The 16,340-nt window shown below is 64.9% G+C and carries 22 protein-coding genes; 20 read left to right on the forward strand and 2 right to left on the reverse strand.

Annotation, left to right across the window (positions count from 1 at the left end):
* Positions 1–71 precede the first annotated feature (71 nt).
* From hisG to RT614_RS20505, 14 genes are all read left to right on the forward strand, one after another.
* Positions 72–746, forward strand: a complete 675-nt coding sequence (hisG, locus tag RT614_RS20440; RefSeq protein ID WP_313623950.1) for an ATP phosphoribosyltransferase — start codon at positions 72–74, stop codon at positions 744–746.
* A gap of 55 nt (positions 747–801) precedes the next feature.
* Positions 802–2,106: a histidinol dehydrogenase gene (gene hisD / locus RT614_RS20445; RefSeq protein ID WP_313623951.1), complete on the forward strand. Its 1,305-nt coding sequence runs from the start codon at positions 802–804 to the stop codon at positions 2,104–2,106.
* Positions 2,103–3,269 (forward strand): histidinol-phosphate transaminase, encoded by a 1,167-nt coding sequence (gene hisC, locus RT614_RS20450; RefSeq protein ID WP_313623952.1) that lies wholly within the window; start codon positions 2,103–2,105, stop codon positions 3,267–3,269. Before hisD ends, hisC begins: the two co-directional genes overlap by 4 nt.
* Before the next feature lies 1 nt (position 3,270).
* Complete coding sequence (hisB, locus tag RT614_RS20455; protein ID WP_008160445.1) at positions 3,271–3,858, forward strand: imidazoleglycerol-phosphate dehydratase HisB; 588 nt, start codon at positions 3,271–3,273, stop codon at positions 3,856–3,858.
* Between the two features lie 38 nt (positions 3,859–3,896).
* Complete coding sequence (hisH, locus tag RT614_RS20460; RefSeq protein WP_313623953.1) at positions 3,897–4,595, forward strand: imidazole glycerol phosphate synthase subunit HisH; 699 nt, start codon at positions 3,897–3,899, stop codon at positions 4,593–4,595.
* Positions 4,596–4,652: 57 nt separating this feature from the next.
* Complete coding sequence (hisA, locus tag RT614_RS20465; protein ID WP_313623954.1) at positions 4,653–5,393, forward strand: 1-(5-phosphoribosyl)-5-[(5-phosphoribosylamino)methylideneamino]imidazole-4-carboxamide isomerase; 741 nt, start codon at positions 4,653–4,655, stop codon at positions 5,391–5,393.
* A complete protein-coding gene (hisF, locus tag RT614_RS20470; RefSeq protein ID WP_313623955.1) occupies positions 5,390–6,211 on the forward strand; it encodes an imidazole glycerol phosphate synthase subunit HisF in 822 nt (273 codons plus the stop codon). Before hisA ends, hisF begins: the two co-directional genes overlap by 4 nt.
* Before the next feature lie 2 nt (positions 6,212–6,213).
* Entirely contained in the window at positions 6,214–6,618 is a 405-nt protein-coding gene (hisI, locus tag RT614_RS20475) for a phosphoribosyl-AMP cyclohydrolase (RefSeq protein ID WP_313623956.1), read from the forward strand.
* Entirely contained in the window at positions 6,615–6,965 is a 351-nt protein-coding gene (locus RT614_RS20480) for a phosphoribosyl-ATP diphosphatase (RefSeq protein ID WP_313623957.1), read from the forward strand. The genes hisI and RT614_RS20480 overlap by 4 nt, the downstream gene beginning before the upstream one ends.
* Positions 6,966–6,982: 17 nt before the next feature.
* Positions 6,983–7,351, forward strand: a complete 369-nt coding sequence (locus RT614_RS20485; RefSeq protein ID WP_008160460.1) for a histidine triad nucleotide-binding protein — start codon at positions 6,983–6,985, stop codon at positions 7,349–7,351.
* Between the two features lie 14 nt (positions 7,352–7,365).
* Positions 7,366–7,593 carry a Sec-independent protein translocase subunit TatA gene (gene tatA, locus RT614_RS20490; protein ID WP_313623958.1) on the forward strand — a complete coding sequence of 76 codons (228 nt, stop codon included), beginning with the start codon at positions 7,366–7,368 and terminating at the stop codon, positions 7,591–7,593.
* 75 nt (positions 7,594–7,668) lie between these two features.
* Positions 7,669–8,229, forward strand: coding sequence for a Sec-independent protein translocase protein TatB (gene tatB / locus RT614_RS20495; RefSeq protein WP_313623959.1), 561 nt, complete (start codon positions 7,669–7,671; stop codon positions 8,227–8,229).
* Positions 8,226–9,017 (forward strand): twin-arginine translocase subunit TatC, encoded by a 792-nt coding sequence (tatC, locus tag RT614_RS20500; protein WP_313623960.1) that lies wholly within the window; start codon positions 8,226–8,228, stop codon positions 9,015–9,017. Before tatB ends, tatC begins: the two co-directional genes overlap by 4 nt.
* A gap of 73 nt (positions 9,018–9,090) precedes the next feature.
* A complete protein-coding gene (locus tag RT614_RS20505) occupies positions 9,091–9,507 on the forward strand; it encodes a helix-turn-helix transcriptional regulator (RefSeq protein ID WP_313623961.1) in 417 nt (138 codons plus the stop codon).
* Here RT614_RS20505 and RT614_RS20510 read toward each other — a convergent pair.
* Positions 9,504–10,661, reverse strand: a complete 1,158-nt coding sequence (locus tag RT614_RS20510) for a trypsin-like peptidase domain-containing protein (RefSeq protein WP_313623962.1) — start codon at positions 10,659–10,661, stop codon at positions 9,504–9,506. The two genes, RT614_RS20505 and RT614_RS20510, sit on opposite strands and share 4 nt — an antisense overlap.
* Positions 10,662–10,680: 19 nt before the next feature.
* On the opposite strand from RT614_RS20510, the gene RT614_RS20515 reads away from it, so the two are divergent.
* Positions 10,681–11,457, forward strand: coding sequence for a Nif3-like dinuclear metal center hexameric protein (locus RT614_RS20515; protein ID WP_313623963.1), 777 nt, complete (start codon positions 10,681–10,683; stop codon positions 11,455–11,457).
* A gap of 71 nt (positions 11,458–11,528) precedes the next feature.
* Here the strand turns inward: RT614_RS20515 and mscL are convergent, their stop codons facing one another.
* A complete protein-coding gene (gene mscL, locus RT614_RS20520) occupies positions 11,529–11,969 on the reverse strand; it encodes a large conductance mechanosensitive channel protein MscL (protein ID WP_313623964.1) in 441 nt (146 codons plus the stop codon).
* Between the two features lie 139 nt (positions 11,970–12,108).
* Here mscL and petA point away from each other — a divergent pair, with 139 nt between their 5' ends.
* The 5 genes from petA (at position 12,109) to RT614_RS20545 (ending at position 16,320) form a co-directional block, all read left to right on the forward strand.
* A complete protein-coding gene (gene petA, locus RT614_RS20525; protein WP_313623965.1) occupies positions 12,109–12,750 on the forward strand; it encodes a ubiquinol-cytochrome c reductase iron-sulfur subunit in 642 nt (213 codons plus the stop codon).
* Positions 12,751–12,823: 73 nt separating this feature from the next.
* Positions 12,824–14,212, forward strand: coding sequence for a cytochrome bc complex cytochrome b subunit (locus RT614_RS20530; protein WP_313623966.1), 1,389 nt, complete (start codon positions 12,824–12,826; stop codon positions 14,210–14,212).
* 24 nt (positions 14,213–14,236) lie between these two features.
* Complete coding sequence (locus tag RT614_RS20535; RefSeq protein WP_313623967.1) at positions 14,237–15,088, forward strand: cytochrome c1; 852 nt, start codon at positions 14,237–14,239, stop codon at positions 15,086–15,088.
* Positions 15,089–15,245: 157 nt separating this feature from the next.
* Positions 15,246–15,857, forward strand: coding sequence for a glutathione S-transferase N-terminal domain-containing protein (locus RT614_RS20540; RefSeq protein ID WP_006388039.1), 612 nt, complete (start codon positions 15,246–15,248; stop codon positions 15,855–15,857).
* Positions 15,858–15,870: 13 nt separating this feature from the next.
* Complete coding sequence (locus RT614_RS20545; RefSeq protein WP_313623968.1) at positions 15,871–16,320, forward strand: ClpXP protease specificity-enhancing factor; 450 nt, start codon at positions 15,871–15,873, stop codon at positions 16,318–16,320.
* Positions 16,321–16,340: the final 20 nt, after the last annotated feature.

Genomic DNA, 16,340 nt, shown 5'->3' on the forward strand with positions numbered 1-16,340 from the left:
AATAGCCCCCACGCGGCGCCTTCGGCTTGCTGCCCCCCGAGGGGGCGCGTTCATCTTGAGGCGGCTCGGCGATGAACAATTCTCGCATCACCCCCCTGACACTCGCGCTGTCCAAGGGCCGCATCTTCGAAGAAACCATGCCGTTGCTGGCGGAAGCCGGCATCGAAGTGCCCGAGAATCCCGAAAGCTCGCGCAAGCTGATCCTGCCCACCAGCGATCCGGGCCTGCGCCTGATCATCGTGCGTGCCTCCGACGTGCCCACCTACGTGCAGTACGGCGCGGCGGACCTGGGCATCGCGGGCAAGGACGTGCTCATCGAGCATGCCAAGGAACAGCCCGGCGGCCTGTACCAGCCCATCGACCTGAACATCGCCAAGTGCCGCCTGGCCGTGGCCGTGCGCAACGGCTTCGACTACGAGGCCGCCGTCCACCAGGGCGCGCGCCTGCGCGTGGCCACCAAGTACGTGCAGTCAGCCCGTGAACACTTCGCGGCCAAGGGTGTGTACGTGGACATCATCAAGCTGTATGGTTCGATGGAACTGGCGCCGCTGGTTGGCCTGGCCGATTGCATCGTCGACCTGGTGTCCACCGGCGGTACGCTGCGCGCCAACGACCTGGTCGCCGTCGAAGACGTCATGCCGATCTCATCGCGCCTGATCGTCAACCAGGCCGCGCTGAAGACCCGCGGCGACCGCCTGCAACCGCTGCTGGACGCCTTCGCAAGAGCCGCCACCCGCAACGTCTGACTCCCGCCCGCCGCGCCTAGCGCGGCGGCTGTTACCCGCTTTGCTCCATGACGCCATGGCCCTGATCAATCGTCTCGACTCCCGCGATCCCGGATTCAAATCCGCCCTGTCCAAGCTGCTGGCCTTCGAAGCCACCGAGGACGAATCCATCGACCGCGCCGCCGCCAGCATCCTGGCCGACGTGCGCGCGCGCGGCGACGCCGCGCTGGTGGAATACACGCAGCGCTTCGACCGCATGCCCGGCGCCTCGACGCAGACGCTGGAGATCCCCAAGGCCGACTGGCATGCGGCCCTGGCTGCCTTGCCGGCCGCCCAGCGCAACGCGCTGGAAGCCGCCGCCGACCGCGTGCGCGCCTACCATGAGCGCCAGCGCGCCGAGACCTGGACCTACACGGAAGCCGACGGCACCCTGCTGGGCCAGCAGGTCACCCCGCTGGATCGCGTCGGCCTGTACGTGCCGGGCGGCAAGGCTGCTTACCCGTCGTCGGTGCTGATGAACGCCATCCCGGCCAAGGTCGCCGGCGTGCAGGAACTGGTCATGGTCACGCCCACGCCCGACGGCGTGCGCAACCCCATCGTGCTGGCCGCCGCCGCCATCAGCGGCGTCGACCGCGTGTTCGCCATCGGCGGCGCGCAGGCCGTGGGCGCTCTGGCCTATGGCACGGACACCGTGCCGGCCGTCGACAAGATCGTCGGCCCCGGCAATGCCTACGTCGCCGCCGCCAAGCGTCGCGTGTTCGGCGTGGTCGGCATCGACATGATCGCCGGTCCCAGCGAAATCCTGGTCATCTGCGACGGCAAGACGCCCGCCGACTGGATCGCCATGGATCTGTTCTCGCAAGCCGAACACGACGAACTGGCGCAATCCATTCTGCTCTGTCCGAACGCCGCCTTCATCGAGGAAGTCGAAGCGTCCATCGCGCGCCTGCTGCCCACCATGCCGCGCGCCGACATCCTGCGCGTCAGCCTGGCCAACCGCGGCGCGCTGATCCTGGTCCAGAGCCTGGAAGAAGCCTGCCAGATCGCCAACGACATCGCCCCCGAACACCTCGAGATCTCCACCGAGCAGCCGGAAATCTGGACCGCGCAGATCCGCCACGCAGGCGCCATCTTCATGGGCCGCTTCAGTTCCGAGGCCCTGGGCGACTATTGCGCGGGCCCGAACCACGTGTTGCCCACGTCGCGCACGGCCCGTTTCTCGTCGCCGTTGGGCGTGTACGACTTCCAGAAGCGTTCCAGCCTGATCCAGGTGTCGCACGCCGGCGCCCAGACGCTGGGCCGCATCGCCGCCGAACTGGCGCTGGGCGAGGGCCTGCAGGCGCACGCCGCCAGCGCCCAGTACCGGATCGACAAGCCATGAGCCTGCCGGGCCGCCCCAAGGGCGAATACCGGAGTGCGCAGCGCGAAGGCCGTCCAGAGGGCGCGGACCCGGCGGCCAGCGTCGCCGGCCGCGTCGCGGAGACCGTCCGGGCCGACATTCGCGGCCTGGCCGCCTATCCCGTCGCCCACGCCGAAGGCTGCATCAAGCTGGACGCGATGGAAAGTCCCTACGAGCTGCCGGACGCCGTGCGGGACGACATCGCGCGCGTCGTTCGCGACACCGCGCTGAACCGCTATCCGTCCGCCGACCTGTCCGGGCTGCAGGCGGCCGTCAAGGCGGCCTTCGGCGTGCCCGATGCGGCCGACGTGCTGTTCGGCAATGGCTCGGACGAACTCATCCACATCATGGTGCAGGCCTGCTGCGACCCGGGTGATGTCGTGCTGTCGCCCTGGCCGTCGTTTGTGTATTTCGACATGGCGGCCCGCTTCGACCACGCCCGCTTCGTCGGCGTGCCGCTTACCGATGATCTGACCCTTGATTTGCCGGCCATGCTGGCCGCGATCGAGGAACACCAGCCCAAGCTCGTGTTCCTGGCCACGCCGAACAATCCCACCGGCGGCCTGTGGTCGCCCCAGGACGTCGACGCCATCGTGCGCGCCGCGCCGGGCCTGGTGGTGCTGGACGAGGCCTACCAGCCGTTTGCGGACTACACCTGGATGCCGGGAGTGCTGGACGCCCCCAACGTGGTCGTCATGCGCACCGTGTCCAAGATCGGTCTGGCTGGCCTGCGGTTCGGCTATCTTGCCGGTCATCCCGCGTGGATCGCCGAACTGAACAAGGTGCGGCCGCCCTACAACCTGAACGTGCTGACCCAGGCGACACTGCTTGCCGTGCTGCGCCACAAGTCCGTGCTGGACGAGCAGGCCGCCCGGCTGCGCGCCGACCGCGAACCGCTGGCCGCCGCCCTGGCCGCACTGCCGGGCGTCAGGGTATTCCCTTCCGCCGCCAATTTCATATTGGTGCGCTTTTCCGGCAAGCTCGACGGCAACGCCGTGCATCTTGCCCTGAAAACGCGCAAAATATTGATTCGCAACTTCTCCAATGCCCATCCGCTGCTGGCCAACTGCCTGCGTATTTCGGTGGGCGCCCCGGCCGAGAACGCCGCCTTGCTATCCGCCCTGCAAGAGATCTTGAGTGCTTAACATGCGTACCGCAGAAATCACCCGCAACACCAATGAAACCCGCATCCGCGTGGCCATCAACCTTGACGGCACCGGCAAGCAGACGATCGACACGGGCGTGCCCTTCCTGGACCACATGCTGGACCAGATCGCGCGCCACGGCCTGATCGACCTGGACATCAAGGCCGAGGGCGACCTGCACATCGACGCGCACCACACGGTGGAAGACGTCGGCATCACGCTGGGCATGGCCATCGCCAAGGCGGCGGGCACCAAGGCGGGCCTGCGCCGCTACGGCCACGCCTACGTGCCGCTGGACGAAGCGCTGTCGCGCGTGGTGGTGGACTTCTCGGGCCGTCCCGGCCTGGAATATCACATCCCCTTCACGCGGTCGCATATCGGCAGCTTCGACGTGGACCTCACCCGCGAATTCTTCCAGGGCCTGGTCAACCACGCGCTCATCACGATGCACATCGACAACCTGCGCGGCTTCAACTCCCACCATCAGGCCGAAACGGTATTCAAGGCCTGTGGCCGTGCGCTGCGCATGGCCCTGGAAGTCGACCCCCGCATGGGCGACGTCGTGCCCTCCACCAAGGGCGTGCTGTAACGTACGCATCCCACACGCACCGCACCAGGCAGACAGAAGTGACCACTATCGCCATCGTCGACTACGGAATGGGCAATTTCCATTCCGTCGCACGCGCCCTGAAATACGCCGCGCCTGACGCCGACATCCGCATCTGCAACCAGCCCCAGGAAATCGCCGCAGCTGACCGCGTGGTATTCCCCGGCCAGGGCGCCATGGCGGATTGCATGCGCACCCTGAACGAATCCGGCCTGCGCGAAGCCGTCGTCCGCGCCGCCCGCGAGAAGCCCCTGCTGGGCGTCTGCGTGGGCGAACAGATGCTGTTCGAGTCCAGCGAAGAGGGCGGCACGGCCTGCCTGGGCTTGTTCCCCGGCGTGGTGCGCCGCTTTGCCGGCCCGCGTTTCGCCGACCTGATCCCTGCCGACGACGAAGCCTGCCTTGCCGACACCGGCGCCGCGGGCCTGGCCGACACCCGCCCCGAGAAGCTCAAAGTGCCTCACATGGGATGGAACAAGGTCCGCCACACCCGCTCTCACCCGATCTGGGACGGCATTCCGGACGACTCGCACTTCTATTTCGTCCATAGTTACTACGCCGATCCGGCTGATCCGAGCCTGACAGTTGGTGAAACCGATTATGGCGTCGCCTTTACCTGCGCGGTGGCGGCAGCTAACATTTTCGCGGTGCAGTTCCACCCCGAAAAGAGCGCCGAGCACGGTTTGCGCCTGTATCGCAATTTTGTAGACTGGCAGCCGTAGGCCCACAGCCTGCATCCGCCAGCCCATTCAACCTTTCTATTTTTCTTGCTGCCAACCATGCTGCTGATCCCCGCCATCGATCTCAAAGACGGGCGTTGCGTGCGCCTGCGCCAGGGCGACCTGGACGATGCAACGGTGTTCTCCGAAGACCCTGCCGCCATGGCCAACCGCTGGCTCGACCAAGGCGCCCGCCGCCTGCATCTGGTCGACCTGAACGGCGCCGTCGCCGGTAAGCCGAAGAACGAAGCCCCCATCAAGGCGATCCTCGAAGCGGTCGGCGATGAAATCCCTGTCCAGATCGGCGGCGGCATCCGCGACCTGGACACCATCGAACGCTACCTCGACGCCGGCATTTCCTACGTCATCATCGGCACTGCCGCGGTCAAGAACCCCGGCTTCCTGCAGGATGCATGCGGCGCCTTCCCCGGACAGATCATCGTCGGCCTGGACGCTCGCGACGGCAAGATCGCCACCGATGGCTGGAGCAAGCTGACGCGCCACGACGTGCTGGATCTGGCCAAGAAGTTCGAAGACTACGGCTGCGAAGCCATCATCTACACCGACATCGGCCGCGACGGCATGCTGTCGGGCGTCAACGTCGAAGCCACGGTCCGCCTGGCCCAGCACGTGCGCATCCCCGTGTACGCCTCTGGCGGCATCGCCGGCATCCAGGACATCGAAGCCCTGTGCGCCGTCGAAGAAGAGGGCGTCGAAGGCGCCATCCTGGGCCGCAGCATCTACGAAGGCACGCTCGACTTCCAGGCCGCGCAGGCGCGCGCCGACGAATTGGCAAAATGACCACATCCAGCAGCACCCCCGGGGCCGGCGCGCCTTTGCAGAACGCGCTGACCCGCCGCATCATTCCCTGCCTTGACGTCACCGCCGGCCGCGTCGTCAAGGGCGTGAACTTCGTCAACCTGCTCGACGCGGGCGACCCCGTCGAGATCGCCCGCCGCTACAACGAGCAAGGCGCCGACGAACTCACGTTCCTGGACATCACCGCCACCAGCGACGGCCGCGACCTGATCCTGCCCATCATCGAGCAGGTCGCCTCGCAGGTCTTCATTCCGTTGACGGTCGGCGGCGGCGTGCGCCAGGTGTCCGACATCCAGCGCCTCTTGAATGCCGGCGCCGACAAGATCAGCATCAACAGCGCCGCCGTGGCCAACCCGGAACTGGTTCGCGCCGCTTCGGATTACCACGGTTCGCAATGCGTGGTCGTGGCCATCGACGCGCGCCGTGTATCGGCGCCCGGCGAACCCGCACGCTGGGAAGTCTTCACGCACGGAGGCCGCAAGGCCACCGGCCTGGACGCCGTGGCCTGGGCGCGCCGCATGGCCGCCTACGGCGCAGGCGAAATCCTGCTCACCAGCATGGACCGCGACGGCACCAAATCCGGCTTCGACCTGGAACTGACCCGCGCCGTTTCCGACGCCGTGCCGGTGCCCGTCATCGCCTCCGGCGGCGTGGGCAACCTGCAGCATCTGGCCGACGGCGTCACCACCGGCCGCGCAAGCGCCGTGCTTGCCGCCAGCATCTTCCACTTTGGCCAACACACCGTCGGCGAGTGCAAGCGCTTCATGGCCGACCAAGGCATCGCAGTACGATTGGACTGAATATGAGCAATGAACCCGCCTGGATGGCCGACGTCGTCTTCGACGAAAACGGCCTGATCCCCGCCATCGCCCAAGACGCCGAAAACGGCCAGATCATGATGGTGGCCTGGATGAACCGCGAATCCCTGGCCGAGACCGCCGCCACCGGCCGCGCGGTCTACTGGTCGCGCTCGCGCCAGCGCCTGTGGCGCAAGGGCGAAGAATCCGGTCACGTCCAGGAAGTGCATGAACTGCGGCTGGATTGCGATGGCGACGTGATCCTGCTGAAGGTCCACCAGGAAGGCGGCATCGCCTGTCACACCGGCCGCGCCAGCTGTTTCTTCCGCCGCCTGGAAGGCCAGACCGACCACGCTTCCTGGGTCACGGTGGATCCGGTGCTCAAAGACCCGGAACTCATCTACAAATGACTGATCAGACCTTGAGCGCGGCCGACGTGCTGGCCCGCATTGCAGACACCCTGGAAACCCGGCGCCCCCAGAATGGCGGCGACCCGCAGGCCTCCTATTCGGCCAAGCTGCTGGCCAAGGGGCCCGATTCCTTCCTGAAAAAGATCGGGGAAGAAGCCACTGAACTGGTCATGGCCGCCAAGGACGGCGTGCCGGACCGCATCGTCAGCGAAACCGCGGATCTCTGGTTTCACTGCCTGGTGGCGCTGACCCATTTCAACCTGCGACCCGAAGACGTGCTGGCCGAGCTGGCCCGCCGCGAAGGCCTGTCGGGCCTGGCGGAAAAGGCAAGCCGCCCGCAAGACTGACTACGGAACCCGAACCCATGAGCGACAACTGCCTGTTTTGCAAGATCGCCGCCGGCGACATCCCGTCCAAGAAGGTCTACGAAGACCAGGACTTTGTTGCATTTCACGATATCAATCCGGCCGCGCCGGTGCACTTGTTGCTGATCCCTCGACGTCATGTCACATCCATGCAGGATATTACGGGCGAGGACGCAGATTGGTTGGGTAGAATGATGTCGTTGGCGCCGCGGCTTGCCGCCGAGAACGGTTGCCGTCCGGGCCCTGATGGCGGATTTCGCATCATGATCAATTCTGGCGTCGAAGGCGGCCAGGAAGTCCCGCACCTGCATTTCCACATCATCGGCGGCTCGCGTCCCTGGAAAGGTCGCGTGGCCCCCACTGCGTAATTCGGAGAAACATCATGGGTAGTTTCAGCATTTGGCACTGGTTGGTCGTTCTGGTCATCGTTGCGCTGATTTTCGGCACCAAGAAGCTGCGTAACATCGGCGGCGATCTGGGTGGCGCGGTCAAGGGCTTCAAGGAAGGCATGAAGGAAGCCAACAGCGACAAGCCCGCCGAACCGGTCACGCAGCAGCGCGTCGCCGGCGACACCATCGACGTGCAGGCCAAGGAAAAAACCAACTCCTGAGCGTCACAGCCAGTCTCCCCGGGCCAGCCTTGAACAGGCCGGCCCTCATTGTTTCAATTCCCGAGCGGCCGTCGAATGTTTGATGTCAGCCTCACTGAACTGATGGTGATCGGCGTCGTCGCCCTGATCGTCATCGGCCCCGAACGCCTGCCCAAGGTGGCCCGCACTGTCGGTCACCTGCTCGGGCGCGCGCAGCGTTACGTCAATGACGTCAAGTCCGATATCCAGCGCGAAATCGAACTCGACGAACTGCGCAAGTTCAAAACCGAAATGGAAGATGCCGCCCAGGGCGTGCAACAGTCCATGAACGAGACCCAGGCCTCCTTGCAAGAGCCCGTGCAGCAATTCCGCGCGGAACTCGACGAGGTCGCCCGCGAAGCCTCGGGCAAGGCAACGCCAGCGGCCGCTACGGTTGCCGCGACGGCCACCGCCGCCGCGGACGCCGCTGCCGAGCCGGCGCGCACGATTGCCCCGCCCGGACAGAACCAAAACCTGGACCTGGACCTACCCGCCGCGGAACCCGCGTCCGGTCCGACCGCTATCCCCCAACAACCCGCCCCGGCGCCCAGCGCGCCCACGGCTGACGTCGCCGCGCCCGTCGCCAAGCCCGTCTCGCCCTCCGGAACCCCGTCGTGACCCAGGACGCCTCCCAAGAAGAAGGCCAGCAAGAGACCTTCATCTCCCATCTGGTCGAACTGCGCACGCGCCTGCTGCGCGCCGTCGGCGCGGTGGTAGCCGTGTTCATCGTGCTGTTCATCTATCCCGGCGCGTCGGCCATCTATGACGTGCTGGCCGCACCCATGCTGGCATCGCTGCCCGAGGGCACGCGCATGATCGCCACCGGCGTCATCACGCCGTTCATGGTGCCGGTCAAGGTCACGATGATGGCCGCGTTCATCGTCGCGCTGCCCGTGGTGCTGTACCAGGCCTGGGCCTTCGTGGCGCCCGGGCTGTACCGCCACGAAAAGCGCCTGGCGCTGCCGCTCATCGTCTCCAGCACCTTCCTGTTCATCGCGGGCATGGCGTTCTGCTATTTCGTGGTGTTCCGCACGGTGTTCCACTTCATCGCCACCTTCGCGCCGCAGTCCATCACCCCCGCGCCGGACATCGAGGCCTACCTCAGCTTCGTCATGACGATGTTCCTGGCGTTCGGCATCACGTTCGAAGTCCCCGTGGCCGTAGTGTTGCTGGTGAAGATGGGCGTTGTCGAGCTGTCCAAGCTCAAGGCCGCGCGCGGCTATGTCGTGGTGGGCGCCTTCATCATCGCCGCCGTCGTCACGCCCCCGGACGTGGTCAGCCAGTTCATGCTGGCGGTGCCGCTGTGCCTGCTGTACGAAGTCGGCCTGATCTGCGCCCGCATGGTCACGCCCAAAGAGGGCGCTTCCGACGACGCGGCCTCGGACTCGCTCACCGAACGCCACTGACGCGCTCGGCTCCCTGCAAAAGCAGGACTGTTTCACCCTTGTCGGCACATGACTGCAATCCTACATTGCAGTCATGTCGCTCCCACAAAGGCTGCGCACCCTCATGCGGTGGCGCGGCATCCCTAGCCAGAACCAGCTCGCGCGTATCTCCGGCGTACCGCAGTCCTGCATCCATCGCATCCTGACCCGCCCGGCTGACAGTTATTCGCCATCCCGCCTGACGTTGACGCGGCTGGCGCGAGCACTGGGCACCAGCGTGGCGTGGCTGGCCGACGGCGTCGTTCCCGCGGCCGATTCCCCCTCCGCCCCCGCGCACGGCCTGCATGACGCGGCCATTGGTTATCGCGACGGCTACTGCGCCGAGATCTGCGCCCGACTGGAAAACCAGCCCGACAGCATCAAGAAGGTGATCCTGGCCGTGGTGCGGGAATTTTCCGAAAAACAGGGCGGCGCCGGCGGGCCACCGGCGCTGGACAACTCGTCCACCTAGCGCGGTTTGCCTGGGCGCGTACCCACCACCACCGCCAACTCCGCAGGCTTGCCCGACCTCAGGATGCCCAGCGTGGCCCGTTGTCCCGGGGGCAGCAGCGCAATTTCAGACAACAGCGCGGTGGTGTCCGCCACCCGCTTTCCATTCACCGACTGCACGATGTCGCCCACGCGCAGGCCCGCGCGCCCGGCCGGCCCGTCGCGCATGACGCCAGCGATGATCACGCCCGTGGTGTCCTTTGACAGCTCGAACGCCCGCGCCAGCTCCGGCGTGACGTCCTGCGGCTCCACGCCCAGCCAGCCGCGCTTGACGCCCCCTGTCTTGACGATCTCGTCCATCACCCTGCGCGCGATCTCGATCGGCGTCGCAAAGCCAATGCCCATCGATCCACCCGATTCGGAATAGATGGCGGTGTTGATGCCCACCAGGTTGCCATAGGCGTCGATCAGCGCGCCGCCGGAGTTGCCCGGATTGATCGCGGCATCGGTCTGGATGAAGTTCTCGTACGTATTCAGGCCCAGGCCATTGCGGCCCAGCGCCGACACGATGCCCTGCGTGGTGGTCTGTCCCACGCCAAACGGGTTGCCGATCGCCAGCACGACGTCGCCCACGCGCAGGCCGCCATCAGGCGCAAGCGTGGCGGCGGGCAGGGACCGCAAGGTCGCCAGCTTGAGCACCGCCAGATCCGTATCCGGGTCCGCGCCCACGACCTTGGCCGTGTCGCGCCGGCCGTCCCGCAATGCAACCTCGATGGCGTCCGCAGCCTGCACTACGTGATAATTCGTCAGCACATAGCCGTCCTGGTTCACGATCACCCCGGACCCCAGGCTGGTCGAAGCCTCGCGGCGGCTCACGCCCGGCATCTGCCCAAAGAACTGGCGCAGCACGGGGTCATCGGGCAGCGGAATCAGCGGCACGTTCACGTGCTTGGTGGTAAAGACATTCACCACCGACGGCGCCGCCTTGGCCACGCCGTCCGCATACGACACCGCGCCGACATCCCCCCCGGTCGGATGGCCGGCCGCCGCCACAACCTGCTGGACAGCTCCTGGCCCGTTCACCCGCAGCAGGTCGGGCCGCAATGTGGTCACGACGAATAGAATACCCAGGCAGACCGTGACGGCCTGAGCAAAAATCAGCCAATATCGGCGCATGATTCTGATAGGACTAGCGATGAATAAAGTGGACTCCCGCGTCCTGGCCAACTGGCTGGACGACACCCTGCAAGCGGCCCGTTTCAAGGACTACTGTCCCAACGGGATGCAGGTGGAAGGCCGATCCGAGGTCGGACACATTATCACCGGTGTCACGGCCAGCGAAGCATTGCTGCGCGCGGCGGTCGAGCGCGGCGCAGATGCGGTGCTGGTGCATCACGGCTGGATGTGGCGCAACGAAGACCGCCGCGTCATCGGCACGCGCCGCACGCGCATGGCCCTGACCTTGAAGAATGACCTGAACCTGTATGCCTATCACCTGCCGCTGGATGCGCATCCCACGCTGGGCAACAACGCCCAGCTCGCGCGCGTGCTGGGCCTCGTGCCCGCGCGCCGCGACGACGGCGCCCCGCTGACCTGTGGCCAGGACGGGCTGATCTGGCTGGGCAACACCGACGTACCGCAAACCCTGGGCCAACTCGGCGATCGGGTCGCCCAGCGCCTGGGCCGCCAGCCACTAGTCGTGGGCGACCCCGATCAGCCGCTGGCGCGGATCGGGTGGTGCACCGGCGGCGCACAAGGCATGATGGGTGACGCGATCGATGCCGGCGCCACGGCCTACATCACCGGCGAAGTCTCGGAATCCACCGTCCACCTGGCCCGGGAAACGGGCGTGGGCTTCGTCGCTGCGGGCCACCACGCCACCGAACGCTACGGCGTCCAGGCGCTGGGCCAGGCCGTGGCCCAGCATTTCGGCATCACCGTCGAATTCGTGGATATCGACAATCCGGCCTGAAAAGCCCGGCGAACAGGGCGCCGGCTGCCGCCGCCGCCCGATGCATAAGCGCCCCGAAGGGCGCTTTTCTTTTACGGCCGCTTGAGCAGGTCGCGGATTTCACGCAGCAGCGCCACGTCTTCGGGCGTCTTGGCCGGCGCTTCCTCGCTCTTGGCGCGGGCCTTGTAGATGGCCTTCACCATCCAGAAGATCACAAACGCCAGCAACACGAAGTTGATGATGATGGTGACGAAGTTGCCCCACGCGAACACGTTGGCCCCTGCCTTGGTCAGGTCGGCGTAGGTCATCGGGCCGCTGTAGCCCTCCGGCATCGACAGCACGAGGAATTTGTTCGAAAAATCAACTGATCCGCCAAGAATGAAATTGACGAGAGGCATGATGATGTCCCGGACCAACGAGTCGACAATCCTGCCGAAAGCCGCGCCGATAATGACACCGACGGCCAGATCGACCGCATTGCCCTTGACCGCGAAATCTCGAAACTCTTTGACGAAACCAGTCGTTTTGCTCATAAATCCGCTCCATTCTTGATACGCCTGAGGGTAGGCTGGCCTATAATACGCGGTTGCTATGTTGTTACATATTCCCGCGAACCCGATGCCGCAGAAGTGATGCTACTCGTAGAGCGGGCGCATCAACAAGGATAGGAAGATGAGTCAGGATACGCTGGTGCATGACGATGACGGTGCGGTTGATCCCAACCTGCCACCTGATCCTTCGCGACGTTTCTGGGTTACCACCGCCTGTGCTGTGGGTGGCGTAGCAGGTGTCGCAACGGCAGTGCCGCTTGTGAGCACGTTTTCCCCCTCCGAAAAAGCCCGCGCGGCTGGGGCCCCCGTTGAAGTGGACATCGGCGACATTCCTGTCGGCGCCATGAAAACGGTTGAATGGCGCGGCAAGCCGGTGTGGATCCTCCACCGCTCTCCCGAGCAGCTCGCCGGCCTGAAGACGCTGGATCCCCAGCTAGCCGACCCGCAATCCAAGCGGCCCGGCTTCACTCCTCCCTACGCCGAAAACGAAGGCCGCTCGCGCAAGCCCGAGATCTTCGTTTGCGTCGGCATCTGCACCCACCTGGGTTGCTCGCCTACTTCGCACTTCGAAACGGGTGGCGGCGGCGGCCTGGGCGCGGACTGGCAAGGCGGATTCCTCTGTCCCTGCCACGGCTCTACGTTCGACCTGGCAGGCCGGGTCTTCAAGAACAAGCCCGCTCCCGATAATCTCGAAGTTCCGCCGTACCAGTATCTCACCGACACCCGGATCATCGTGGGCGTCGATGAAGACAACAAGGCCTGACGCGCGCGTCGCGCTTTTTTCCCGAATTACGTAAGTAAAACAATACGCCACGTATTAGAGAAGGAGCCGTTACATGGCTGGCGAGAAAACCGTCGAGACGACAGGCCTGTTGGGCTGGCTGGACCGGCGCTTTCCGGTGACCTCCACCTGGAAAGCACATCTGTCCGAGTATTACGCACCCAAGAATTTCAACTTCTGGTATTTCTTTGGCTCGCTGGCGCTTCTGGTGCTGGTGCTGCAGATCGTGACCGGCATTTTCCTGGTCATGCACTACAAGCCGGACGCCGAACGCGCGTTCCAATCCGTCGAATACATCATGCGCGAGGTCCCGTGGGGCTGGCTGGTGCGCTACATGCATTCCACCGGCGCGTCGATGTTCTTCGTCGTCGTCTACCTGCACATGCTCCGCGGCCTGCTCTACGGTTCCTACCGCAAGCCCCGCGAACTGGTGTGGATCTTCGGCGTCGCGATCTTCCTCTGTCTGATGGCCGAAGCCTTCTTCGGCTACCTGCTGCCGTGGGGCCAGATGTCGTACTGGGGCGCCCAGGTGATCGTGAACCTGTTCGCCGCCATTCCGTTCATCGGCCCTGAACTGTCCATCTGGATCCGCGGCGACTACGTCGTGTCGGACGCCACGCTGAACCGCTTCTTCGCCTTCCACGTCATCGCCATTCCGCTGGTGCTGGTCGGCCTGGTGGCGGCGCACCTGGTCGCGCTGCACGAAGTCGGCTCGAACAACCCGGACGGCATCGAGATCAAGCAGGGCCCGAAGGACAAGTACGGTCGCCCGAAAGACGGCATCCCGTTCCACCCGTTCTACTCGGTTCATGACCTGGTGGGCGTGGCGGGCTTCCTGCTGGTGTTCGCGGCCATCGTGTTCTTCGCCCCGGAAATGGGCGGGTACTTCCTCGAGTTCAACAACTTCATTCCTGCGGACTCGCTGAAGACGCCTCCGCACATTGCGCCGGTCTGGTACTTCACGCCGTTCTACTCCATGCTGCGCGCAACCACCGACGAATTCACGTGGGTGCTGGCCGGCGCGGCGGTGTTGGGCGCGATCGTGCTGTTCGCCAAGAGCAATCTCAAGGGCTTCCTGCGCATTGCCGTCCCCGGCATCCTGATCGTCGTCGCCGTGCTGCTGCGCGCCATCGACGCCAAGTTCTGGGGCGTGGTGGCCATGGGCGGCACGGTCGTCATCCTGTTCTTCCTGCCCTGGCTCGACCATTCGCCGGTCAAGTCGATCCGCTACCGCCCCACGTGGCACAAGTGGATCTACGGCATCTTCATGGTCAACTTCCTGGTGCTCGGCTACATCGGTACGCAGCCGCCCAGTCCTCCGTTGAACCTGACGTCGCAGATCGGCACGCTGCTGTACCTGGCATTCTTCTTCCTGATGCCGGTATGGAGCCGCCTGGGCACTTTCAAGCAAGTGCCCGACCGCGTCACGTTCCACGCCCACTGAGCCCACGCGAATAACGGACAAACCATGATCAAGAAGCTGATTGGTGCCGTGGCCCTGATGCTCACGTGTACCGCTACCTTTGCCGCCGGAGGCGGATTTGCGCTGGACAAGGCGCCTTACCGCGTCAACGACATGGCGTCGCTGCAAAATGGCGCCAAGCTGTTCGTCAACTACTGCCTGAACTGTCATAGCGCGTCCTCGATGCGCTACAACAAGCTCAAGGACATCGGGCTGACCGACCAGCAAATCAAGGAAAGCCTGCTGTTCACGGGCGAAAAGATTGGCGACATGATGCACGTCGCCATGACGCCCAAGGACGCCAAGCAGTGGTTCGGCACGACGCCCCCGGACTTGTCCGTGATCGCCCGCGCCAAATCCGTGAACGCCGGTCCCTCGGGCTCCGACTACCTGTACACCTACCTGCGCACTTTCTACCGCGACACGTCGCGCGCCACCGGCTGGAACAACCTGGTGTTCCCGGCCGTCGGCATGCCTCACGCGCTCTGGCAGGAACAGGGTCCGCGCGAGCTCACCACGGTCGCCATGCACGAGGTCGAAGGCAAGGACGGCGGCGCCAAATCCTGGGAACGCGTCACAACGGTGTACGATGCACAGGGTTTTGCCACGGTCAAGGCCGAGCCGGTAGCCAACTACCACGGCCATGCCACCTTCGATGCCAAATTCAAGGCCGCCAACCCGGCCCAAACCGCAACATACGACAACGACGTCGCCGACCTGACCGCGTTCATGTCCTGGATGGCTGAACCGGTCCAGACACTCCGTGTCCGAATCGGCGTCGGTGTCATGTTGTTCCTGCTGCTGTTCTTCTTTGTTACGTGGCGCCTGAATGCCTCGTACTGGAAACACGTGCGCTAACCGCAACGCCCCGCCAGGTTCCCCAGCCGACCCCGTTTTTTCATTAGGGGACGGAACAGGCGGATAGGGCTGTACGCCTATCCCCGCCTGGCAATTGGGGCCAGCGCCTGCTAGATTTAGGCGCTGGCCTTTCGTTTTTCATAAAGGACTTACCGCCATGATGGTGCTCTATTCCGGAACCACGTGTCCGTTTTCGCAACGCTGCCGCTTCGTGTTGTTCGAAAAGGGTATGGATTTCGAGATCCGCGACATCGACCTGTACAACAAGCCCGAAGACATCTCGGTGATGAACCCGTACGGTCAAGTGCCCATTCTGGTCGAGCGCGACCTGGTCCTGTACGAGTCGAACATCATCAACGAGTACATCGACGAGCGCTTCCCGCATCCGCAGCTGATGCCCGCCGACCCGGTCATGCGTGCGCGCACGCGCCTGTTCCTCTACAACTTCGAGAAAGAACTGTTCGTTCACGTCTCGACGCTTGAAGACCGCAGCGCCAAGCCCGACGAGAAGAAGCTGGCCAACGCGCGCCAGAACATCCGCGACCGCCTGGCCCAGCTGGCGCCGATGCTGCTCAAGAACAAGTACATGCTGGGCGAGGAATTCTCCATGCTCGACGTGGCCGTGGCTCCGCTGCTCTGGCGCTTGGACCACTACGGCATCGAACTGCCCAAGAACGCGGCTCCGCTGCAAAAGTACGCCGAACGCATCTTCTCGCGCCCGGCCTACATCGAAGCGCTGACGCCTTCGGAAAAAGTAATGCGTCGTTAAGGCTGGCTGTGTAATGGGTGAAACTTCGACCAAACCGTATCTGATCCGCGCGCTGCACGAATGGTGCACCGATAACGGCTACACGCCGTACATCACCGTGCAGGTCGACGAGCACACCATGGTGCCCGTCGCCCACGTGCGCGACGGTCAGATCACGCTGAACGTAGGCACGCTGGCCACCAACCGCCTGGTCCTGGGCAACGAATTCATCGAATTCCAGGCCCGCTTCAGCGGCGTGACCGAAAACGTCTACGTCCCCGTAGGCGCCGTCAGCGCCATCTATGCGCGCGAAACCGGCGCCGGCATGGGCTTCGAGGTCCAGCCCTACGAGCCGCCCGAGGCGGGCGCCCAGGGCGCAGCCCAGGAGGCCGCGCCCGAAGGCTCCGACGCCAATCCCGCCCCAGGTGGCGACGATGGCGACGACGACGAGCCCAAGCGCCCGCGCCTGACCATCGTCAAATAACGACCGAACGCAGGGCCTGC

The sequence above is a fragment of the Achromobacter sp. genome, assembly GCF_032102605.1.
GTDB lineage: Bacteria > Pseudomonadota > Gammaproteobacteria > Burkholderiales > Burkholderiaceae_B > Achromobacter.